The sequence below is a fragment of the Nitrospirota bacterium genome, assembly GCA_016214855.1.
Taxonomy (GTDB): Bacteria; Nitrospirota; Thermodesulfovibrionia; order Thermodesulfovibrionales; family UBA6898; genus UBA6898.
Genome location: JACRMT010000002.1, coordinates 119333 through 140663 on the forward strand (window position 1 = coordinate 119333; position 21331 = coordinate 140663).

At 49.7% G+C, this 21331-nt stretch carries 23 protein-coding genes and 1 pseudogene; 19 read left to right on the top strand and 5 right to left on the bottom strand.

The features are described from left to right. Position 1: 1 nt before the first annotated feature. The gene (mqnB, locus tag HZB62_00625; GenBank protein ID MBI5073670.1) at positions 2-718 is read right to left on the bottom strand and encodes a futalosine hydrolase; all 717 of its coding nucleotides are present in this window, start codon (positions 716-718) and stop codon (positions 2-4) included. A gap of 219 nt (positions 719-937) precedes the next feature. Between mqnB and rpsB the strand changes: the two genes are divergently transcribed. From rpsB to HZB62_00670, 9 genes are all read left to right on the top strand, one after another. Further along, positions 938-1702: a 30S ribosomal protein S2 gene (gene rpsB, locus HZB62_00630; protein MBI5073671.1), complete on the top strand. Its 765-nt coding sequence runs from the start codon at positions 938-940 to the stop codon at positions 1700-1702. Continuing rightward, a complete protein-coding gene (tsf, locus tag HZB62_00635; GenBank protein ID MBI5073672.1) occupies positions 1699-2604 on the top strand; it encodes a translation elongation factor Ts in 906 nt (301 codons plus the stop codon). Before rpsB ends, tsf begins: the two co-directional genes overlap by 4 nt. Positions 2605-2614: 10 nt before the next feature. Further along, positions 2615-3361, top strand: coding sequence for a UMP kinase (locus HZB62_00640; protein MBI5073673.1), 747 nt, complete (start codon positions 2615-2617; stop codon positions 3359-3361). Next, positions 3330-3887 carry a ribosome recycling factor gene (frr, locus tag HZB62_00645; GenBank protein ID MBI5073674.1) on the top strand — a complete coding sequence of 186 codons (558 nt, stop codon included), beginning with the start codon at positions 3330-3332 and terminating at the stop codon, positions 3885-3887. The genes HZB62_00640 and frr overlap by 32 nt, the downstream gene beginning before the upstream one ends. 1 nt (position 3888) lies before the next feature. Continuing rightward, positions 3889-4026, top strand: coding sequence for a hypothetical protein (locus tag HZB62_00650; GenBank protein ID MBI5073675.1), 138 nt, complete (start codon positions 3889-3891; stop codon positions 4024-4026). Then, positions 4026-4781, top strand: coding sequence for a TraR/DksA family transcriptional regulator (locus tag HZB62_00655; protein MBI5073676.1), 756 nt, complete (start codon positions 4026-4028; stop codon positions 4779-4781). The genes HZB62_00650 and HZB62_00655 overlap by 1 nt, the downstream gene beginning before the upstream one ends. A 414-nt stretch (positions 4782-5195) precedes the next feature. Then, positions 5196-5525, top strand: coding sequence for a hypothetical protein (locus HZB62_00660; protein MBI5073677.1), 330 nt, complete (start codon positions 5196-5198; stop codon positions 5523-5525). A gap of 224 nt (positions 5526-5749) precedes the next feature. Continuing rightward, positions 5750-6082: a type II toxin-antitoxin system RelE/ParE family toxin gene (locus HZB62_00665; protein ID MBI5073678.1), complete on the top strand. Its 333-nt coding sequence runs from the start codon at positions 5750-5752 to the stop codon at positions 6080-6082. Beyond that, on the top strand, positions 6079-6387 hold the full coding sequence (locus HZB62_00670; GenBank protein MBI5073679.1) for a helix-turn-helix transcriptional regulator: 309 nt from the start codon (positions 6079-6081) through the stop codon (positions 6385-6387). The genes HZB62_00665 and HZB62_00670 overlap by 4 nt, the downstream gene beginning before the upstream one ends. A 208-nt stretch (positions 6388-6595) precedes the next feature. Here HZB62_00670 and pyrE read toward each other — a convergent pair whose 3' ends face one another. Further along, positions 6596-7162, bottom strand: a complete 567-nt coding sequence (pyrE, locus tag HZB62_00675; protein ID MBI5073680.1) for an orotate phosphoribosyltransferase — start codon at positions 7160-7162, stop codon at positions 6596-6598. 184 nt (positions 7163-7346) lie between these two features. Here pyrE and HZB62_00680 point away from each other — a divergent pair, with 184 nt between their 5' ends. The 5 genes and pseudogenes from HZB62_00680 (at position 7347) to HZB62_00700 (ending at position 11347) form a co-directional block, all read left to right on the top strand. Then, positions 7347-7853: a hypothetical protein gene (locus tag HZB62_00680; protein MBI5073681.1), complete on the top strand. Its 507-nt coding sequence runs from the start codon at positions 7347-7349 to the stop codon at positions 7851-7853. A gap of 50 nt (positions 7854-7903) precedes the next feature. Further along, the gene (locus tag HZB62_00685) at positions 7904-8584 is read left to right on the top strand and encodes an HAD hydrolase-like protein (GenBank protein MBI5073682.1); all 681 of its coding nucleotides are present in this window, start codon (positions 7904-7906) and stop codon (positions 8582-8584) included. Further along, positions 8585-10582 carry an excinuclease ABC subunit UvrB gene (gene uvrB, locus HZB62_00690; protein MBI5073683.1) on the top strand — a complete coding sequence of 666 codons (1998 nt, stop codon included), beginning with the start codon at positions 8585-8587 and terminating at the stop codon, positions 10580-10582. Between the two features lie 192 nt (positions 10583-10774). Continuing rightward, a complete protein-coding gene (locus HZB62_00695; GenBank protein MBI5073684.1) occupies positions 10775-10990 on the top strand; it encodes a hypothetical protein in 216 nt (71 codons plus the stop codon). 52 nt (positions 10991-11042) lie between these two features. Continuing rightward, positions 11043-11347 (top strand): annotated as a pseudogene (locus HZB62_00700) (HigA family addiction module antidote protein). Positions 11348-11577: 230 nt separating this feature from the next. Here HZB62_00700 and rpsA read toward each other — a convergent pair. The 3 genes from rpsA to HZB62_00715 form a co-directional block, all read right to left on the bottom strand. Then, positions 11578-13056 (bottom strand): 30S ribosomal protein S1, encoded by a 1479-nt coding sequence (rpsA, locus tag HZB62_00705; protein MBI5073685.1) that lies wholly within the window; start codon positions 13054-13056, stop codon positions 11578-11580. Between the two features lie 132 nt (positions 13057-13188). Beyond that, positions 13189-13536, bottom strand: coding sequence for a YraN family protein (locus HZB62_00710; protein ID MBI5073686.1), 348 nt, complete (start codon positions 13534-13536; stop codon positions 13189-13191). Between the two features lie 4 nt (positions 13537-13540). Further along, entirely contained in the window at positions 13541-13963 is a 423-nt protein-coding gene (locus HZB62_00715; protein MBI5073687.1) for a hypothetical protein, read from the bottom strand. Positions 13964-14224: 261 nt separating this feature from the next. Here HZB62_00715 and pilB point away from each other — a divergent pair, with 261 nt between their 5' ends. Genes pilB through HZB62_00740 form a run of 5 tightly spaced genes read left to right on the top strand, consistent with a single transcriptional unit; the run spans position 14225 to position 21319 of the window. Next, positions 14225-16057 (top strand): type IV-A pilus assembly ATPase PilB, encoded by a 1833-nt coding sequence (gene pilB / locus HZB62_00720; protein MBI5073688.1) that lies wholly within the window; start codon positions 14225-14227, stop codon positions 16055-16057. Between the two features lie 11 nt (positions 16058-16068). Then, entirely contained in the window at positions 16069-17163 is a 1095-nt protein-coding gene (locus tag HZB62_00725) for a type IV pilus twitching motility protein PilT (protein MBI5073689.1), read from the top strand. Positions 17164-17166: 3 nt separating this feature from the next. Continuing rightward, positions 17167-18375 carry a type II secretion system F family protein gene (locus HZB62_00730; GenBank protein MBI5073690.1) on the top strand — a complete coding sequence of 403 codons (1209 nt, stop codon included), beginning with the start codon at positions 17167-17169 and terminating at the stop codon, positions 18373-18375. Positions 18376-18396: 21 nt separating this feature from the next. Beyond that, entirely contained in the window at positions 18397-19968 is a 1572-nt protein-coding gene (locus tag HZB62_00735; protein ID MBI5073691.1) for a PAS domain S-box protein, read from the top strand. Continuing rightward, positions 19958-21319, top strand: coding sequence for a sigma-54-dependent Fis family transcriptional regulator (locus HZB62_00740; protein ID MBI5073692.1), 1362 nt, complete (start codon positions 19958-19960; stop codon positions 21317-21319). The genes HZB62_00735 and HZB62_00740 overlap by 11 nt, the downstream gene beginning before the upstream one ends. The last annotated feature ends 12 nt before the right edge of the window (positions 21320-21331 follow it).

The following is a 21331-nucleotide window of genomic DNA, read 5'->3' on the forward strand; positions in this document are numbered from 1 at the left end:
ATCAGAGAGCCCTGATAAATTCCAAAGCTGCCTTCTGGCAGTTTTCTGCGGCAAGCTTTATATTCCATTTTGACAGGTCCCGGTCTTCCACTATATTGCTGATGCCGCGTATTTCGGCAAAGGGAATTCCATAGATGCTGCAGATCTGGGCTATTGCAGCACCTTCCATATTCTCGCAGACAGCGCCGAAGCGACGCTCAAGTTCGATAGCCCGCTTTTTTGTGCCGGTGCAGGTGGAGAGTGTCAAAAACGTTCCTTTTTTGACCGTAACCGGTGATGCGTGATGAGTAACGAGTTGAGCAGCCCTGACAGCCTTTCTGATAAGAGGCTTATCAAGAGGAAATGCATTGAAATACTTTTTTCTGCCCCTTTTGACAAGGGGGATGCCGATAAGGTCCAGGCCATGAAACCCGTCCTTCAGCAGGACGCCCTCGTCTCCATAGATCTCTTTTTCTGCAATCGCAACATCCCCTGTTTTCAGCCCTGATGAAGGATACGCGCCGCCAATGCCGATATTTATGATCATTGCAGGGGGAAATTCATGAATTAGGCTGGTGGTGGCATGGGCTGCATTCACTTTGCCTATGCCTGAGACAGCAAGTATCACACGCTTTCCGGTCACACGGCCCGCCTGATACATGCCCTCCGCTCTCAGCCTTTCCGTCAGATTTCGGATCAGGATGCTGCCTTCTGCTGTGACCGAAAAAATAATCCCTATGTCAGCTCTCTTTTTTATGCCCAACCTCAACCTGAACCTGTATTTTCCTGTTTTTTATCTTACCAGACGCCTTGATAAAAAAGGGGTACCTGTGCTAATGTTTCTAACCCGATTGCCTGTTTTACAGGCCGGGAAAATCACACGCCGGCTACCGTTTCTGCCTCTGGTCCCGAAAGGGTGGGCAGAACAGGCGGAGGAAAAACCCAAGGAGGAGTACCAATGGTAGTTTCAATGAAGGAGTTGCTTGAGGCCGGAGTACATTTTGGTCATCAGGTAAAGCGCTGGAATCCCAAGATGAAGAGATATATCTTCGGGGAGAGAAATGGCATCTACATCATCGACCTGCAGAAGACACTGAAAGGTCTTGAAGATGCTTACCGTTTTGTCAGAGACACAGCAGCAACAGGAGCAACCGTACTGTTTGTCGGCACCAAGAAACAGGCGCAGGATGCAGTTATGGAAGAGGCGAAGCGCTGCTCCTCCTATTGCGTTAACCAGAGATGGCTCGGCGGTATGCTCACCAATTTCACGACGATCAAGAAGAGCATCGAGAGGCTGAAAAAGCTCGAGACCATGAAAGAGGACGGCACGTTCGCTCTCCTCACCAAGAAAGAAGCGGCAGCGCTTGAAAAGGAGCGCATAAAGCTCGACAAGAACCTTTCCGGCATCAAGGATATGAAAGGGACCCCGGGCGTTATCTTTATTATTGATCCCAAGAAAGAGAAGATCACGATCCAGGAGGGGAAGAAGCTCTCGATCCCTATCGTTGCGGTCGTTGACACGAACTGCGATCCTGATGAGGTTGACCATGTGATCCCGGGCAATGACGACGCAATCCGCGCCATCAAGCTCATGGCATCCAAGATCGCCGATGCCGTGCTTGAGGGCAGGGCCATACTGAACAAGGAAACCGCGCAGGAAGAAGAAAAGGCCAAGATCGAGGAAGGCGTTGAAGCTGCAGCTGCCGCAGAGGTGGCAGAATGACAGAAATTTCAGCGGCAGTCGTTAAAGATCTCAGAGAAAAGACCGGCGCAGGCATGATGGAGTGCAAGAAGGCGCTCACCGATGCAGGCGGCGATGCAGAAAAGGCTATAGATATCCTCAGGCAGAAGGGGCTTGCATCCGCGGCAAAGAAGGCGTCCCGCTCTGCTTCACAGGGATTGATCAGTTCACTCATTCAGGCTGACAAGGTCGGCGTTATGGCAGAGATCAACTGCGAGACAGACTTTGTGGCAAGGACCGATGATTTCCAGGAGCTTATCAAAAACGTGATGGAGCAGATAGCGGCTGCAAAGCCGACAGCCGTGTCCATTGAGGAGTCTCCGTCAGAAAAACCGGAAAACTGCCTGCTCGAGCAGATCTTTGTGAATGATCCCGGGAAGACGAAGAAGATCAGGGACCTGGTGACCGAAAAGGTCGCAAAGCTCGGTGAAAATATTGTCATCAGAAGATTCATGCGTTATCAGGCAGATAACGGCCTAGTCAATGCATATATCCATATGGACAAGATCGGCGTTATGGTGGCTGCAGACTCCGCGGCAAATGCTGATGAGCTCCGGCCCTTGATTAAGGACGTGGCAATGCATATTGCAGCTGCTAATCCGTCATACATATCCAGGGACCAGATCCCTCAGGATGTCATTGACAGGGAAAAGGCAATATATCGCGCACAGGTGACCGGCAAGCCTGCTGAGATCACCGAGAAGATCGTTGAGGGCAAGCTGGAAAAGTATTACGGCGATGTCTGCCTTGTGGATCAGATATTTGTGAAGGACCCGGAAGGGAAGAAGAAGATCAGGGATGTTATCGGCACCGGCACGGTAATCAAGAGTTTTGCCCGCTTCCAGCTTGGCGAATTACAGCCGGCTGAGCCGAAGAGCTGTTAGGGAGACCAATATGCCGCGCCTGTTCAGCAGAATACTTCTTAAGATCAGCGGCGAAGCCCTCATGGGTGACAAGGGCTACGGCATTGACGCCCATACCGTTGATTTCATGGCCAAGGAGATCAAGGACATTGTCTCGATGGGCGTGCAGATATCTGTTGTCATAGGCGGGGGCAACATCTTCAGGGGCGTTCAGGCAAGCCTGGAAGGCATGGAGCGGGCATCCGCAGATTATATGGGAATGCTCGCAACGGTCATCAACGCCCTTGCTCTGCAGAACGCTCTCGAAAAATACAAGATACCCACGCGCGTCCAGTCGGCAATCGGGATGCAGGAGCTTTGCGAACCTTACATAAGACGCAAGGCGATCCGCCATCTTGAAAAAGGACGTGTGGTCATCTTTGCAGCAGGCACCGGCAACCCCTATTTCACGACTGACACTGCTGCGGCATTGCGGGCTATGGAGATCAATGCCGACATTATCATGAAAGGCACCAAGGTGGATGGTGTTTATTCTGCAGATCCGGTCAAGAACCCGAAAGCAACAAAATTCGCTGAACTCACGTATATCGATGTGCTCAAAAAAGGGCTCGGCGTCATGGACTCCACTGCCATCTCTCTCTGTATGGATAATAACCTGCCTATCGTGGTCTTCAGCCTGAGAGGCAAAGGCAATATCAGGAAAATTATTGAGGGTAAACGGATAGGCACGATCGTAAGGGGGAACAATGATCCAGGAACTAAGAAAAAAAACAAATGAACGGATGCAGGCCTCTATCGAGGCTCTTAAAAAGAAATTCGCATCTGTAAGAACCGGAAGGGCATCCCTGTCCCTTCTTGACGGCCTCACTGTAGACTACTATGGCACGCCGACGCCGTTGCAGCAGGTCGCCAGCCTCAGCCTCCCTGACAGCAGGCAGATCGCTATCCAGCCGTGGGAACAGAAGATAATACCGGAGATCGAAAAGGCCATCATGAAGTCAGACCTCGGCCTTACACCCATGAATGACGGCAAGCTGATCAGGATCAATATCCCGGCCCTCACTGAGGAGCGTAGGAAGCAGCTTGTAAAGGTTGTCAGGAAAGAGGCTGAGGACTCCAAGGTGGCTGTGCGGAATATAAGAAGAGATGTTAATGAAGAGTTAAAGAAGCTCGAAAAGGAAAAACATGTCAGCGAGGATGAGATAAAGAAGGAACACGATGAGGTGCAGAAGATAACAGACTCCTTTGTCAAAAAAGTCGATGAACTGCTTGAACATAAAGAAAAAGAGATAATGGAGGTATGACATGAACAGTAATTTTATGGTAAAAGTTGAAGATGCAAAGCTTCCGGATGTACAGAAGGCCCTTCAGGCCGCAGGGATCAAGGTAAGGAGCATCATCGAGATATACAAAGAAGAAGTCAAGAAAGAAGAGACCGCCTGATGGCTTCCGCAAAAAAGAAGGCTCCAGCCGCAAAAAAGGCCAAGGTTCAGGTCAAGACAAAAGCAGTGAAGGCGGCCGCCAGGGCTGTTGTAAAAAAGAAGGTCCCGACCGGGAAAAAGGCCGAGGTTCAGGTTAAGGTTGCGGTCAAAAAGAAAATAATAAATACAAAGGCTGCGGCAACAGCTAAGCCACGGCCCAGGGTCCAGTCCAAAGTCAAGGCTGCGGTAAAGGCTGCTGCAAAGAAAGCAGTTGTCACGCCTTCAAGGAAAAAGATAGTGCCACAGAAAAAGTCAGTTGCAAAGAAAACCGGGAAGACGTCTTCACCCGCTATAAAAACGGCTGCTTCCAAAAAGGGGCCTGCTGTTGTTCCTGCTACTGAGCGTTTCCGGGGGTTAAAGGGCATGCTGGTCGCAAAGCGCGATGCATTGCTCAAGGAAGCAAAGCAGGAGATCCAAAAATATGTGTCCGGCGAGAACCGTCAGCTTGTTGATACGGCTATTGACGAGGCAGACTGGGCAGCAGTGGAGATCTCAGAGGACATCAACCTCAAGAGACTGAGCGCTCAAAGACAGCTTCTGAATGATGTCGAAGAATGTCTGAGAAAGCTTAACGAAGGCACATATGGTGTCTGTGAGGATTGCGGAGAAGAGATCAGCGAAAAGCGGCTGCATGTCATTCCCACAGCAACACTCTGTATTGACTGCAAGGAACAGAGAGAAAAAATGGCTATCCTGGAGCAGGAAACAGAAGTATAGTTACTACGGCAGCATCGGTTCATCTGATGCTGCCTGATTTCCCCTGTTGAGAGACTTCATAGGTGGTTAGTTCAATATAATAGAGAAGGCTGTCACGAGTGGCTTACAGTTTGGGCATAAATTGATCTGTTTTTGGACTGATTATCCCACCAGCAGCATCGGGATTTATCCCGCTATCGTGAGTTTTAGTTCTTTTATCGTCCCACTCCGTTTCTATGCGTAACAGGGCGGTTACTACCATTACAAAAAGCCATGAAACCATTATATGCGTCAACTACAGTATTTGGATTGTTTATTAAGACCCTTCAATTAGAACAAAATCCATGAGCCAAGATAGCGTTTCATCATTTCCTCCAGCACTTCACTCAGTTCAGCGGTGCTGAAGAGGAATTCGAAGGCATCAGGAAATTCATTATGGCCGGGGGAAAAGTTAAGGACTGGGTCAAAAACATACCCGGCACATTTCTCTACGATTTGAAGGACCCTCACATTTTTATTGATAAGTACGCGCACTTCATCGCTACGGAAAAGAATGACAGATACATCGTTTCAAAGATGGTGTTCTTCATCGGCCCTGAGGCGAAACCGCCATCATATTTTCAGGTGATGATCGGCAGGAACCCGGAAAGAATACATTACCCTCAGAATGTGGGACACCAGATAGTTTATTTCGAACAGAAGGATAATGACGGCTACATTGGTATAATGCAACCGATGAATAGTGTTTCACAATTATTGCTTTGATTTCATATGCAATGTTGACGGATTCCATTTGGACAGGACTTAATTCCTTCTCATATAGAGCAATATGAAGAATATGAGCAGCCCAAGGCTAGCACATGACGGGCTTGTATCATTCACCACGTAGCATCCACGGCCTATTCTCCAAAAACTACCGATGTAGGTTTGACTGTTTTTTCTCTTATGCATGGACTTGACATTATGTCATATCTGACATAGTATTAAGCATGAGCCCTTTCGACAAACCGATTGTGTGGCTTCACGGGGAAATACGCACGCCACCTCTGTCTAAAGAGGCGCGGATTGAAACTGGGTTTCTACTGAGGATGCTTCAAAAAGGCGAAAAACTCAGCATGCCTCAATCGCGACCCATGAAAGTCATAGGCAGCAGATGCCACGAGCTTAGAATTGATGATGAGCACGTAACGTGGAGGATCATTTGCCGGGTGGATGATGATGCAATTGTCATACTCGAAGTCTTCAAGAAAAAGAGCGAACAGACGCCACAGCAGGTGATCGATACATGCAAGAAAAGGTTAAAGGAGTACGACGAATCATGAACAAGAAGAAAATGGCAACATTGGAACAAAAAGGGTGGAATGTCGGAACTGCGGCTGAGTTCCTGGGCTTGTCTGCTGAAGAGGCGACTTATGTGGAGCTGAAACTCTCGTTGGCCCTCTATCTGCAGAAGAAAAGAAAGGCCAAACACATGACGCAGGACCAACTCGCAAGGCTTATTCATTCGAGCCAGTCACGGGTTGCCAAGATGGAAAAAAGCGATCCTACGATTTCAATCGACTTGCTGATGAAATCTCTGCTGGCTCTCGGCGCTTCCAGATCGGAACTTGCCCGCACCATATCGTAAAGCTGAACTACTGCCAACTTTGCAAGATCATTGACATGGATCGGCTGAAGGCGATATTCGCCATTCCCAAAGACCCCAATGCCATAAAACTCATTTGCGCGCCATTTATTATGGCGCGCAATGTCAGTTTTACTTTATTAGGGGGGGGGGACGCCAGCCCATATCCCACGTATAACTCAGGACGCGAGCTTCTGGATGGTTTGTGGTTTTATGATCCGATCATCCCGCGGTAAAGCTCCATCACTTCATCCCTGGTCACGACCGTATCGACCTTGTATCCGAGGGCCTCGATATTCTCCTTGCCGCCCTCCTGCCTGTCCACAAGCGCGATGACCTTAACGACCTCGAGGCCGCCCTCTTTTGCCTTGGTGATAGCTTCGATCGTTGACTTGCCGGTGGTGATCACATCGTCAACGATAACGACCTTGTCCCCTGCCGCTACATTCCCCTCTATCCACTGCATGGTACCGTGGGCTTTGGCTGTCTTGCGGCAGACAAATGCCTCGACAGAGTTCTTCTTCAGATACGACGTGTACGCTACGGCATCTGCAATGGGATCAGCACCGAGGGTAAGGCCGCCGATGCCTTGCGCTCCTGAAGCCTTGATCATATCGAAGATGATGTTTCCGATGAGATACATGCCTTCGGGATGGAGCGTAACGGTCTTGCAGTTGAAATAGTAATTGCTCATCCTTCCTGATACGAGCTTGAAGGTCGGCTCCTCGCTGTATCTGAATGCCTTTTCGTAGACAAGTTGAATAAGTCTTTTTTTCATGGGTTCCCCTGGAGCATGTATTTTCTGCGACTATTATAATCGATAAGCCTGGTTATAAGTAACCAATAAATAAGGGTGAAATGCCGTTTCAGAAGATGAAGAAAACTTAATTGGACATTGAGGCTGGCTCTTTATAAAGTAAGTCTATTAATTATTTATGACAAGGTCGACCCGAAGCTCTGATATGAGAAAAAGATCTTACATGCTGCTGGGCAGTATGCTCCTGCTCCTCTGTCTGTCTGCAAGTCTTGCATCCGCAGCTAAGGGCATTTTCCCTTTGCCTGAATCCCGGGAGACGTTCCTCTATAGCGCTGCTGCCTATCCCCTTGAGGATAGGGTGCTTTCGACGGCAAAGCCGGTTGGCATTGGTACTGTGGCTGAAGGCGGCGATTCCTTCAATCTGCAGGTCAGCATAGGCACTTTTGCCCGGCCCGTAGACATGTATCTCACCTTGCTCTCTCCTGATGACAAACAGGGTTCTGTGCTCTCGCTCCGTCCGGATAATACATTCGAAACGTTTTCAGGCAGCATGATACCTTGGCGGAAAAAAGTGACGGCTGCAGGTGAGTTCATCATGGATGTCCCTGTCTCATCCCTGGCATCAGGCCCCTATGTGCTGATGTTTGCGGTCATGCCTGCTGATAACAGCGACAGATATTACCTCTGGACCGTACCCTTCCTCATACCATAGATCACTATTGGAAGTTGACTTGCCCTCAGCTGCGTGGCTATCGTAAGACTATGAAATTCATACTGTTTGATATAGACGGAACGCTTATAGACTCGGGCGGCGCAGGCGTCAGGTCGCTGAACCATGCATTTGAAGAGCTCTTTTCAGTTGGCGATGCGTTTGGTTCCATACGCATGGCAGGGAAAACAGACCTCCAGATACTGACTGAGGGACTGAACCTGCACAACATCTCAAGTTCAAACGGAGTTGTTCCTGAATTTTTCGAAAGCTATATATCGCATCTCAGGAAGACCATTGATGCAACAGAAGGCCACGTGAAGGCCGGCATACGGGAAGCGCTCGCTGAGATCGAAAAGAGGGACGATTGCATGCTCGGACTTCTCACCGGCAACATTGAACGGGGCGCAATGATAAAACTTGAGACCTTTGATCTGGACAGATACTTTGAAATGGGTGCATACGGCGATGATGATGCTGACCGGAACAGGCTCCTCCCTGTAGCGTGCGAAAAGCTCCGGAAAAGCAAAGCTCTTGATATTGATTACAGGGACTGTATTGTTATCGGCGACACGCCAAGAGATATTGAGTGTGCCAAGCCCTATGGTGCCTATTCGATTGCAGTTGCAACCGGCCCCTATTCATACAGCTTACTTTCCGAAACGGCAGCAGATATGGTCTTTCACGATCTCTCTGACACAGACAGATTGCTCAGCCTGCTGAAGAGTTGGTAGATGACCTCATTCAAAATCTCCACGCCATTTGAGCCTGGAGGTGACCAGCCTGAGGCTATCAGGAGGCTCACGGATGGGGTGAAGAAAGGCAGGCAGCATCAGGTCCTGCTTGGCGTTACCGGATCAGGCAAGACCTTTACGATTGCACAGGTGATAGCCAAATTGGGGCGGCCTGCCCTTATCATGGCCCATAACAAGACACTCGCTGCACAGCTGTACGGCGAATTCAAGGAACTTTTCCCGTACAATGCGGTCGAGTTCTTTGTGAGCTACTATGACTATTACCAGCCTGAGGCATATCTTCCCACTACTGATACGTACATAGAAAAAGATGCGCTTATCAATGACGATATAGACAGGCTCAGACACTCTGCAACGCGGGCCGTACTCGAAAGAAGAGATGTTATAGTCGTGGCGTCCGTCTCCTGCATCTACGGCATAGGCTCGCCTCAGGATTACAGGGATATGCACCTTTATCTTGAGGAGAGCATGCAGACAGAAAGGGACGCGGTCCTGGACCGGCTTGTCGAGATCCAGTACAACCGGACAGATATGGACTTCAAACGGGGCAGTTTCAGGGTGCGGGGAGATGTTGTCGAGATCTATCCTTCCTTTGCTCAGGACCGTGCGATCAGGCTGGAGTTCTTCGGCGATACGATCGATGCCATCAGCGAAATAGACCCGCTGAGCGGCAACCGGATACGGAAGATGGAAAAGATCGCACTTTTCCCGAACAGCCACTGGCTTACGCCAAGGGACCGTCTTGAAACTGCGCTGAAAAATATCGAACAGGAGATGAAGGGACAGGTCGAAAAGTTCCTGCAGCAGGGCAAGATCATCGAGGCCCGGAGGATCGAGGAGCGGACGCGCTTTGATATGGAGATGCTGAAGGAGTTCAATTACTGTCACGGCATAGAGAACTATTCCCGCCATTTGAGCGGAAGGGCTGCCGGCGCAGCTCCCTATACCCTGATGCACTATTTTCCTGAGGACTTTCTAATGGTGCTCGATGAATCACACGCGACCGTGCCCCAGATACGCGGTATGTACGAAGGTGACCGGTCGAGAAAGCAGACGCTCATAGATTTTGGTTTCAGGCTGCCGTCCGCACTTGATAACAGGCCTCTGAAGTTCGATGAGTTTGCTGCGAAGGTCGGACAGGCCATTTATGTGTCAGCAACCCCCGCACCATATGAGGTGGAAAAGTCAGGCAGCAGGATCATTGAACAGATCATCCGGCCGACAGGCCTCCTTGACCCGAGGCCCTCTGTGCGTCCGGTATCAGGTCAGGTCCAGGACCTGTTAGGCGAGATACGCACGAGAGCTGAAAAGAACGAGCGGGTGCTGGTGACAACGCTTACCAAAAAGATGGCAGAGGATCTGACCGATTATTATCTCGAACTCGGTGTCAGGACCAGGTATCTGCATTCGGATATTGATACGCTCGAACGGGTCGAGATCATCAGGGATCTGAGACTGGGCAAGTTCGATGTCCTTGTCGGCGTGAACCTCCTGAGGGAAGGGCTGGACCTGCCTGAGGTCTCGCTTGTGGCTATCCTCGATGCTGACAAGGAGGGCTTTCTCAGGTCAGAGCGTTCGCTCATACAGACGACAGGAAGGGCTGCACGGAATGTGAACGGAGAAGTGATATTTTATGCTGACAAGGTGACCGGTTCCATGAAGAAGGCCCTTGATGAAACGAACCGGAGGCGTATGATCCAGGAGGCGCATAACCGAAAAATGGGTATCACGCCTGAAACGATAAAGAGCAGCATCAAGGACATTGCGGCTTCCATTTATGAGGCTGATTATTGGAGCGTGCCGCTGGCCGCAGAGGAAGAGGCTGAATACGGTGTTGACGAGGGAACGCTTAAACGGCTTGATGCAGAGATGAGAGAGGCAGCAAAAAAACTCGATTTCGAACGTGCAGCAGTTATCCGGGACAAGATAAAAGAGATAAAGAAGAAGATGCTGGAGATAGGGGTGAAGAGTTCATAGCCCTCCAAAACGTAATATAACTTAACTCTCCCACCCCGCCCTGTTAATGCGTGATGTTATGACCTTTAAAGGCGATACAATAAAGCAGCCTATCCCCATTGAGAACCTTAATGACGCATTGACCTATGCGGAGCAGGATTTAAAGGACAGATGGGAATGGTATAAGGAAAAGTTTAGGAAAGGAATAAAAAAATGACAAAAAAAGAACTTGCAGAAAGAAATATCGGTATGACCTTTGATTTTATCAGGCAGGTTGTTGAGAGTCCTGAGCTTGCAAAAACTATCCGCGACGGTGCTGAGGTCGATTTTATTGATAAAGACATGCCGACAAAACATGCGCTTACAGGGAAGAAAAAGAAAGTATCTCTCTATAAAGTAGAGCATGTTTTCGAAGCGGTCAAAGGGTAGGCGGCTGCAAAGCTCACAATGGGCGCAATTTATCATTAAGGAGAGGTGCCTGATGAGTATTCCTAACAAGAGAGATCGGCGTATCCGGCCTACCCATCCCGGTGAGATGCTGCGCGAGGATTTTCTGCCGGATTTCGAACTGACTGTGGCAGGTTTTGCTGAGGCACTTGGCGTATCGCGCCAGACAGTAAATGAACTCCTTAGGGAACGACGGGCTCTAAGCCCGGCCATGGCATTGCGGCTTGCAAAATTGCTCCAGAATTTTGGCTTAATGCACAGCGTGCCGTCGATCTATGGGAGGCTGCTCGAGTAATGAAAAAAGGGATTGAGCGCATTGCCCCGCTTCATGCAGCATAATATGGTCGGCATGCAATGTATGGACCCATGATCGAAACTCCGTTAGAATTAAATGGAAAGGGAATGACCATGAAGTGGAATGATCCGATAGTGGCTGATGCAAGAAAAACTTAAGTCAGATGCTTAGGGTATATTAGGAAAAGAAATGGGTCAGGGTAAGACCTGCAGATATTCTTATTGAAGTCTATGGCCGCACTGTTGTAACAGGCGGCCATAAATAATTATAAAAACTACTTCTTTTCTTCCAGTTTTGCCTTGAGCAGATCACCGAACGTTCCGAAGCTGGACGAAGAACTGCTCGTCTGGCCGGACTCTGTAAGGTAATCCTGATATTCCTGCTTTACGACCATATCCATGGCAGCCTTTCTGCTGAGCTTGACCTTGTTGCTCTCCTTGTCGACTTCGACGACCGTCACCTTCATCTCAGAACCTTCAGGGAACATCTTTTTGTGGTCAGCACCCTGCGAGGTCGCCATCTCATTGTTCGGCACAAGGCCGGTCAGGCCGCTCTTGAGCTTTACGAATATACCGAAGGGCATGATCTTTTCGACCTTGCCTTCAAGGGTTTCGCCAACCTCAGGGAGGGTGATCTTCTGGGGTTCTACCCGGGGATTTATCGAGAGGCTGATCTTCCTGCTTTCTTTATCAACCGCGAGGACATAGACCTCAACAGTCTGACCGGTCTCTACCACCTCCTTTGGATGGTTGATCCTTCTGCCTGCGCCGAGGTTTGAGATATGAATAAGTCCGTCAATGCCCGGCTCGAGGTTCACGAAAGCGCCAAACGGAGTGAGACGAACGATCTTCCCGCTGACACGGCTTCCTTCTGCATAGGTGTCTGCGATCTGTGTCCAGGGGTCTGGTTCCATTGCCTTGAGGCTCAGGCTCAGCTTATTCTTCTCCCAGTCGATCGAGAGTATCTTTGCTGTAACCTGCTGGCCAAGGGACAGGATGTCGGAAGGCTTTTCGTTCCTTACCCAGGAAAGCTCGCTTGCAGGGATAAGGCCGTCAATGCCGCCGAGGTCAACGAAGGCCCCGAAATTCATTACTGACCTGACCGAGCCCGTGACCTCTGCCCCGACCTGGAGGGTTTCTCTGAGTTTCTCTATTTTTTCCGTTTTTTCCTTTTCGAGGTTTGCACGGCGGGAGAGGATGATGTTCCTCCCATTCTCTTCGAACTCAAGAACTTTGAACGGGAAGGTGCGGCCGAGATACACGCCTCCTTCGCGGCCTCCCTTAAGATCTATCTGCGAAAAGGGGCAGAAGCACCGGACATCACCTACAAGGACCTCGAAGCCGCCCTTTACCTCGCGCTTGATCTCGCCCTGCACCGGTATTTCAGCTTCAAAGGCGTCGCGGATGCTTTTAAGGCTCACGGCTGAATATCCGTGTACCAGGGTTGTGAACTTTCGCAGGCCGCTTTCAACAGATATGAAAAAAACATCAAACTCATCGCCTGTCTTTACCTGTATATTGCCATCCTTGTCTCTGAACTCGCTCAGATTGATAGCCCCTTCGCTCTTGTCACCAAGGTCTATGAAGGCAAGATCGCCGGAGATGCTTACGATCCTGGTCCTCATCTTCTGGCCCGGAGAGAATCTGACCGTCTGCTTGCTGCTCTGTGCGAGCAGTTCTGCAAAGCTCTCTTCCCGGGGAGCATTTGAGACATTCGTATCAGGTGAAATGTTTTTTGCAGTTTCGGAATTCATGCGTGCATAACCTCTCAAATATTAAAATATGTACCCGAACTGTATCACAAAGGATTTTTTAAACAGCATGGCGGGTAAAGTGTTCTCTAAGTTTATAGGATTTGTTCCTTCTGAGTCAAACCGCCGGGCAGCTCAAACCTCAAAGGCGTCCTGAATATAGTGAATGTCCGGCTTTCCGCTCTTCATCGAGATGCTGATAACATCGAATCGCGCAGGCATCTCTTTCCTGAATCTCTTCAGGTAGCTCATGGCGACCTTCGTGATCTTTGCCTGTTTTCGACTGGTTACTGCCTCGAACGGAGCGCCGTACGCATCGCCTGCCCGTGCTTTTACTTCAATAAACACAAAGACATTGCCGTCCTTTGCGATAATGTCGATCTCGCCAAAAGGGGTGCGAAAGTTCTGCTCAATAATAGTAAGCCCTTTTTCCCTGCAGAGAGCCACTGCAAGGTCTTCGCCCTTTTTGCCGAGGTCTTTCATGGAGCTAATCGCTTCCCTCAAGTCTCATGAGCAGGGCTGGTATGCTTTCTATATCCTTAATGTCCTTTTGGCAGAGCATCCTGAACAATTCCCTGAATGCTGCATATTCTTCCCAATGCCCGTGAAGGTTTCCTGTCAATGACCTGAACAGCATATCTCCCTTTGCATCCCAGTCAAGGAGCAGGACGACCTTTGAGAACTGCTCTGCCAATTCCTCGGAAAAATCATAAAGCCCCTTGCCGCGGTGAAGCGGTATGATTTCTCCGGAAAGGCCGAGCTTTCTCAGTGCCTGCAGGTCTTTTTTCCCTTCCACAACGACCGGGAAACGTCTGTTAAGCTCACAAAGGGCCTCAATGACCTCACGGAGCCGTTCAGCCCGTTCAAGGTCTTCAGTTGACGGCATGTTATGGCTATGCTTGTTGTTCATGAGAGGCATTTTCTTATTATAATCATATGCTGGTCAAAAAGTAGGGTCTTCAGACGCCGCAGACGGCAAGTGACGGAAAAGCTGAACAGAATAGTTTGCCGTGTTCCTGATAAGGATAGCTTCCAGGGGACGCATATGAAGAACATGAAAAAATGGAAGGAGAGAGAATGAAAAAGTGCTTGAAGATAAACAAGAAATATTATATTTCTTGTTATCAGTTTGTTTGTTGACAAGAGCCCTATTTTCATATATTTTAGACATATGGCGGCTAAACTCGGGCAGATTCTCATTGCCTCAAGTATTATTACTGAAGATCAGCTGAAGCAGGCCCTTAACGCCCAGAAAAGGGAAGGTGGAAGGCTTGGGACGAATCTGGTAAAACTGGGCTTCATTACTGAAGAAAAACTCGTTGCTTTTTTGAGCAAACAGTATGGTGTTCCCGCGATAAACCTTTCTGATTACAAGATCGATTCTGCAGTGCTGAAACTGGTTCCCGCTGATATGGCAAAGAAGTACCTGATCATGCCTGTGGCAAGGGTCGGAGCAACGCTCACCATTGCAATGGCTGACCCGTCAAATGTGTTTGCGATCGACGATGTAAAGTTCATGACCGGCTACAATGTCGAGGTCGTTGTCTCGAGCGAGAGCGCGATCATAGGCGGCATCACGACCTGCTATCTCGGCAAGGGTGAGAATGTCCTTGCAACTTCCGGTGCTTCGCAGAAGGCGGCTGCTACCACAAATGCAATTCTTCAGGCAAAGGATTATACCTTCACCGAAGCCGATCTGGCTGCCGGGGCTGATTTTGGGGGCACGGACGATGGCCCGCAGGTCAGCGTTGAGGATTTCGATTCGATCGTCGGCAATGCTCTTGATGGTGTTGACGTCCTTGAGGAAAAAGATGATTCTGAGGTCGTAAGGGACGTTGAGGCGCCGATCGTGAAGCTCGTGAACGGCATTTTCGTTAATGCTATCAAATCAGGCGCCAGCGATATCCATATTGAGCCCTATGAGAACTCCCTGAGAGTACGATACCGTGTAGACGGCGTTATGTACACGGTCATGAACCTTCCGACCAAGATCAAGGCTGCTCTTACTTCACGAATCAAGATCATGTCCAAACTTGATATTGCAGAGCGCAGGCTTCCGCAGGACGGCAGGATCAAGCTCAAGCTGGGGAAGAAACGGGAGATCGATTTCCGCGTATCGGTCCTTCCCTGCCTGTTCGGCGAAAAGACGGTTCTCAGACTTCTTGACAAGGCCAACCTGCAGGTCGATCTCACGAAGCTGGGCTTTGAGGTTGCTGCCATGGATGACTTCATGGAAGCCCTCAATAAACCGTATGGCATGATCCTGGTGACCGGCCCTACGGGCAGCGGAAAGACCACGACCCTTTATTCTGCCTTGAGCTATCTCAATAAAGCTGACACGAATATCATGACTGCCGAAGATCCGGTCGAGTTCAATTTCATGGGCATCAACCAGGTGCAGATGAAGGAAGAAATAGGCCTGACCTTTGCCGCAGCATTGAGATCATTCCTCCGGCAGGACCCTGACATCATCATGGTCGGTGAGATCCGGGACTTCGAGACCGCTGAGATCGGCGTCAAGGCGGCTCTGACAGGACATCTGGTGCTGAGTACGCTTCATACGAACGATGCTCCGGGTACGATAAGCAGACTTTTGAATATGGGTATTGAGCCTTTCCTTGTTTCGTCCGCCGTTATTATCATTGTTGCCCAGAGGCTTGCAAGAAGGATCTGCGCCAGCTGTAAGGCAGAAGATCCTGTCCCTGCGCTGGCACTGACAAAGGTCGGTTATACGGAGGACGAGGCAAAGACCATGAAGGTCTTTAAAGGCAAAGGCTGCCCGGCCTGTAATAATACCGGGTACAAGGGCAGAGTTGCGCTGTATGAGGTAATGCTTCTCAAGGATGAGATCAAGGAACTTGTCCTTGAAGGAGCATCTTCTGCGGAGATAAAAAAGGCTGCAATCCGCCTCGGCATGAAGTCATTAAGAATGAGCGGCATGACAAAGATCGTAGAAGGCGTAACGACGATAGAAGAAGTCTTGCGTGTCACCTTCGGAGATTAAAGGAGACCTGAATGGCAACAATTTATGACCTGCTGAAAGTCATGATAGAGAAAGGAGCATCTGACCTTCATATTACGACTGCAAGCCCTCCGAGACTGAGGATCGACGGGAAACTGATCCCCCTTGATCATCCGACTCTTACGCCTGTTGAGACAAAGACATTGGCGTACAGCATTCTGACGGATGCCCAGAAACATAAGTTTGAAGAGAATAACGAGCTTGACCTTTCATTCGGGGTGAAAGGACTGAGCAGATTCAGGGGGAACATCTTCATGCAGAGGGGCGCTGTTGCCGGAGCGTTCAGGACCATTCCCTTCGAGATAAAGACCTTCCAGGACCTGGGTCTCCCTGAGGTGGTGAATGACCTGGTTAAAAGGCCGAGGGGCCTTATTCTTTGCACTGGACCTACTGGCAGCGGTAAATCGACGACCCTTGCAGCCATGGTCGACAGGATAAACTCGGAACGCTATGATCATATCATTACGGTTGAAGATCCGATCGAATATCTGCATGGACACAAAAAATGTCTGATCAATCAGAGGGAGGTCCATGCTGACACTGCCTCATTCAAGGCTGCGCTCCGGTATATTCTCAGGCAAGACCCGGATGTGGTGCTTATTGGTGAGATGAGAGATCTTGAAACCATTGAAGCTGCTCTGACCGTAGCTGAAACAGGTCATTTGACGCTTGCAACGCTTCATACCAACTCAGCCGTGCAGACCATGAACCGTATCATCGATGTCTTTCCACCGCATCAGCAGGAGCAGATCCGTGTTCAGCTCTCGTTCGTTCTTGAGGGTGTATTGTCACAGCAGCTGATTGCGAAGAAATCCGGAAAGGGGAGAGCACTTGCTATTGAACTGCTTGTGCCGAACGCTGCCATCAGAAACCTGATCCGCGAGGACAAGATCCACCAGGTGTACTCCATGATGCAGACAGGCCAGGGAAAGTTCGGCATGCAGACCATGAACCAGTCGCTCATTGAGCTGTATACTAAGGGGCATATTGCCTATGAAGATGCGATCGCCAGGTCGTCGGTACCTGAGGAAATAATCCAGATGCTGCAGAGGCTCAGTTCTTCTCCCTCTGCACGCGGGAGGCAATAGATCATGGCAACGATTTTTGAATGGTCAGGTAAAACAACCAAGGGATTAATCGAGTCAGGTGAGATTTCTGCCAACTCGAAGGATGAGGTAATTGCCCAGCTCAGAAAAAGGAGCATCACGGCGACCCTGGTCCGGGAAAAGAAGAAGACTGCGAGTAAATTCAACTTTGGCGGCGGGGTCAAAGACAAGGATATCGTCATTTTTACCCGTCAGTTCGCCACTATGATAGACGCAGGCCTTCCGCTTGTTCAGGCCCTTGAGATCCTTTCGCAGCAGGTTGAGAGCAAGTCCCTGGCAACAGCCCTCACGGGTATCAAGAACGATGTCGAGGGAGGCGCCACCTATGCTGATGCGCTGAGAAAGCATCCCAAAGTTTTCACTGACCTGTATGCGAACATGGTGGCAGCGGGTGAGTCAGGAGGTATTCTCGATACTATTCTGAACCGGCTCGCAGCGTATATGGAAAAAGCGATGAAACTGAAGAAAAAGGTCAAGGGAGCGATGATCTATCCGATCGTTGTCTCATCGATCGCGGTCGGCGTTATCGCGGTCATTATGATATTTGTTGTGCCGACCTTCTCAAAGATGTTCACACAGATGGGCGGCACCCTTCCGCTGCCTACACTGCTTGTCATGAAGACCAGTAATTTCCTTGCCGGTATCGGAGGAGTGATCTCGGGGATGATCATCGCCGCTGCTATTGTTGCCTTTAAACAGATCCGGAAGACCGAAAAAGGCACTGCGATGACTGATCGTATCTTCCTGAAATTGCCGATCTTCGGTATTCTGCTCAGAAAGGTCGCGGTTGCCAAGTTTACCCGAACGCTCGGAACGTTGATCAGCAGCGGCGTCCCGATCCTGGACGGGCTTGAGATAACGGCAAAAACAGCCGGCAACAAGGTCATTGAGTATGCGGTCATGGAGGTCAGGCAGGCAGTTACTGAAGGTAAGACACTTGCTGAGCCGCTTATGAGATCCAAGGTTTTTCCTCCTATGGTCACGCATATGATCGCAGTCGGTGAAGCGACCGGTGCACTCGATGCCATGCTTAACAAGATCGCTGATTTTTACGATGACGAAGTTGACGCTTCGGTCGGTAACCTGACTGCCATGATGGAGCCGATGCTGATGGTCTTTCTCGGAGGCTCGGTCGGTTTTATCGTTATCGCGATGTATCTGCCCATCTTCAAGCTTATCACCCTCATCAAGTAAGCTTGCATGGCAGATGCCGCCATGCATCTAAGACTCAAGGCCCTGATTGTATTCAGGGCCTTGTTTGTCAGCCTGCTCCTTGGCTCTGCATTCATTTTTAAAATAGAATTTTTTCCAAACCCCCGTGCCATATCTTTTTTTATTATTGCGCTCTATAGCCTCACCATACTGTATGTCCTGCTTATACAGCGCATTAAAAAGGTTTTTCTCTTTGCTTACATTCAGCTCGTCCTCGATGTCTTTGCCGAGATAGCGCTTATCTATATTACGGGCGGCATTGAGAGCTGGTTCTCCTTTACCCTGATCCTTACGGTGATGTCCTCAAGCATAGTGCTTAATCAGAAAGCCGGTTACATTGTCGCAAGCATGAGCTGCATCCTGTATGGAGCCATGCTCGATTTGCAATTTTACGGCCTGATACCTATCCCCTACGAAAGGACCATGCTGGAAAAACAGTTTCTGTATAATATTTTTATTCATACCATCTCGCTCTATGTTACCGCCTATCTTGCGGGCTATCTCTCCTCGCGGCTCGAAAAGACCACAGAGGAGCTTGCCGAGAAAGACACGCATCTCAGAGACCTGGAGCTTTTTAACATGAAGGTTATCGAGAGCCTGCCGAGCGGTCTTGTTACGACCGATATTGAGGGAAAGGTGCTTATCTTTAACAGAGCTGCCGAGCAGATTACCGGCACGGCAAAACAGGAGATTATCGGCAGGACCATAGAGCATGGCCTGCCATTCCTGAAAATTCCGATCAGGGAAGGACGGCAGGATGGGGTCCTGAACAGACATAATCATGAGAAGAAGATCATCGGGATACACATTTCTATCCTGAGGGATATCAGCGGCAAGGAAACAGGGTTCATCGGCATCTTTCAGGATCTGACTGCGCTGAAAGAACTCGAAAATGAGATGAAGAACAAGGAAAAATGGGCGGCAATAGGCGAACTGTCTGCGAATATCGCACATGAGATCAGAAATCCGCTCGCATCCCTCAGGGGATCCATAGAGATGCTCAGGGAGGGCAGGATCCCGGAAAAGTACCGTGACAAGCTTATGGGAATAGCTATCAATGAGACGGAGAGGCTCAATACTATTGTGACAGATTTTCTCACCTATTCAAGGCCAAAGCCGCTTGATATTCAGAACGCGGACCTGAATGCGCTTCTGCGCGATACGCTTGAACTCCTTCGAAACAGAGCGCAGAGCATGGGGGATATCATTGTCCGTCCGGAATGCGATGGGGAACTGATTGTTTCTTTGGATCCGCAGAAGATAAGGCAGGTCTTCTGGAACCTCGGCATCAACGCCCTTGAGGCCATGGAAAAGGGCGGTGAGCTGACGGTCTCAACAAAGGAAACGCCGGATAAGATATCGGTCATATTTTCCGACACGGGCTTCGGCATGGCTGCCGAGGACCTGGAGAGGATCTTTTATCCCTTTCATACCACAAAAGATAAGGGGACCGGGCTCGGATTGTCTATTGCGCTCAGGATCGTGGAGGAGCATCAGGGAAGGATCGTGGTAAAGAGCAAGCTTGGCTCAGGGACGACCTTTGAGATCATACTACCGAGGACCTATGGAAAATAAAGGCAGAATTCTTATTATTGAAGACGAAAAGAGCATGCGCGAGGTGCTTAATATCCTGCTGGAGGAGGAGGGGTATGAGACCCTGTCAGCCTCAGACGGGCAGGACGGCATCAGGATGATCCAGGAGGACATTTTCGATATCGTGATCACGGACATCAGGATGCCGAGAGCAGACGGCTTTGAGGTCCTCAGGAAAGTGAAAGAAATATCGCCTACCAGTATTGTGATCATGATCACTGCCTTCGGCACAACAGAATCGACCATAGAAGCAATGAAGCTGGGGGCGTACGACTACATTCACAAGCCCTTCAAGATCGATGAGATCCGTCTTATCATTAACAAGGCCTTTGAGAAGAAGAGGCTCAGCGAGGAGATCTCTGTTCTCAGAGAGAAGGTTCAGACCACCTACCGCATTGAGAACATCATCGGCAAAAGCCCCAGGATGCAGGAACTTTTCAGGCTGATCCCAAAAGTTGCCCAGAGCAGTTCGACCGTGCTGATCACCGGCGAGAGCGGCTGCGGCAAGGAACTGGTCGCTGCAGCCCTGCATAACCTGAGTATGAGAAAGAACAAGAACTTTGTCACGATCAACTGTGCCACCTTCCCGGAAGGGCTTCTTGAAACAGAACTCTTTGGCCATGTCAAGGGATCCTTCACCGGTGCTGTACAGAACAAGGAGGGGCTCTTCGAGATCGCTGACCAGGGGACCATCCTCCTTGACGAAATAGCTGAAATGCCGCTGTCCCTCCAGCCGAAGCTGCTGCGGGTGCTCGAGAACGGCATATTTAGAAGGGTGGGCGGCGTAGCAGACATTACGGTCGATGTCAGGGTACTATCTGCGACAAACAGGAACCTGGCCGAAGCAATAGCAGAAGGGAAATTCCGGGAGGACCTTTTCTACCGGCTGAATGTCATCCCTTTGCATATGCCGCCGCTGAGGGAACGGCCTGAGGATATCCCGCTTCTGCTGGACCATTTTTTCCGCAAGTTTTCCGGAGGCTCGAAGAAGCTCACTTCAGAAGCGCTTCGCATACTCATGAAGTATCCCTGGAAAGGCAATGTGCGGGAGCTTGAGAATATGGTCGAGAGAGTTGTCCTGCTGACTGAAGGAGATGCCATTTTGCCGGAAGACCTTCCCGAAGAGTTCTTTCTAACTTCACGCAAGGATACAGGCCTCCCCGCTGTTGATGACGAGGGCGTTGACCTTGAAAAGATTATTGAGGAGATCGAAAAGGACTATCTCCTGAAGGCATTGGCAAAGGCTAATGGCAGCAAGACCGATGCTGCAAAGCTTCTCAATCTTTCATTCAGGTCTTTCAGACACCGCTTATATAAATACGGGATAAAGTGATACAATAGCTCT

Coding starts and splice junctions, on each gene's coding strand:
- HZB62_00685 (MBI5073682.1), top strand. CDS start 7,904: ATGAAATTCATACTGTTTGATATAGACGGAACGCTTATAGACTCGGGC.
- HZB62_00680 (MBI5073681.1), top strand. CDS start 7,347: ATGAGAAAAAGATCTTACATGCTGCTGGGCAGTATGCTCCTGCTCCTC.
- HZB62_00710 (MBI5073686.1), bottom strand. CDS start 13,536: ATGAAAGACCTCGGCAAAAAGGGCGAAGACCTTGCAGTGGCTCTCTGC.
- HZB62_00735 (MBI5073691.1), top strand. CDS start 18,397: ATGCATCTAAGACTCAAGGCCCTGATTGTATTCAGGGCCTTGTTTGTC.
- HZB62_00725 (MBI5073689.1), top strand. CDS start 16,069: ATGGCAACAATTTATGACCTGCTGAAAGTCATGATAGAGAAAGGAGCA.
- rpsA (MBI5073685.1), bottom strand. CDS start 13,056: ATGAATTCCGAAACTGCAAAAAACATTTCACCTGATACGAATGTCTCA.
- pilB (MBI5073688.1), top strand. CDS start 14,225: ATGGCGGCTAAACTCGGGCAGATTCTCATTGCCTCAAGTATTATTACT.
- uvrB (MBI5073683.1), top strand. CDS start 8,585: ATGACCTCATTCAAAATCTCCACGCCATTTGAGCCTGGAGGTGACCAG.
- HZB62_00650 (MBI5073675.1), top strand. CDS start 3,889: ATGAACAGTAATTTTATGGTAAAAGTTGAAGATGCAAAGCTTCCGGAT.
- tsf (MBI5073672.1), top strand. CDS start 1,699: ATGACAGAAATTTCAGCGGCAGTCGTTAAAGATCTCAGAGAAAAGACC.
- HZB62_00730 (MBI5073690.1), top strand. CDS start 17,167: ATGGCAACGATTTTTGAATGGTCAGGTAAAACAACCAAGGGATTAATC.
- HZB62_00740 (MBI5073692.1), top strand. CDS start 19,958: ATGGAAAATAAAGGCAGAATTCTTATTATTGAAGACGAAAAGAGCATG.
- HZB62_00715 (MBI5073687.1), bottom strand. CDS start 13,963: ATGAACAACAAGCATAGCCATAACATGCCGTCAACTGAAGACCTTGAA.
- HZB62_00670 (MBI5073679.1), top strand. CDS start 6,079: ATGAACAAGAAGAAAATGGCAACATTGGAACAAAAAGGGTGGAATGTC.
- HZB62_00660 (MBI5073677.1), top strand. CDS start 5,196: ATGGCCGGGGGAAAAGTTAAGGACTGGGTCAAAAACATACCCGGCACA.
- pyrE (MBI5073680.1), bottom strand. CDS start 7,162: ATGAAAAAAAGACTTATTCAACTTGTCTACGAAAAGGCATTCAGATAC.
- HZB62_00695 (MBI5073684.1), top strand. CDS start 10,775: ATGACAAAAAAAGAACTTGCAGAAAGAAATATCGGTATGACCTTTGAT.
- HZB62_00665 (MBI5073678.1), top strand. CDS start 5,750: ATGAGCCCTTTCGACAAACCGATTGTGTGGCTTCACGGGGAAATACGC.
- HZB62_00640 (MBI5073673.1), top strand. CDS start 2,615: ATGCCGCGCCTGTTCAGCAGAATACTTCTTAAGATCAGCGGCGAAGCC.
- rpsB (MBI5073671.1), top strand. CDS start 938: ATGGTAGTTTCAATGAAGGAGTTGCTTGAGGCCGGAGTACATTTTGGT.
- HZB62_00655 (MBI5073676.1), top strand. CDS start 4,026: ATGGCTTCCGCAAAAAAGAAGGCTCCAGCCGCAAAAAAGGCCAAGGTT.
- frr (MBI5073674.1), top strand. CDS start 3,330: ATGATCCAGGAACTAAGAAAAAAAACAAATGAACGGATGCAGGCCTCT.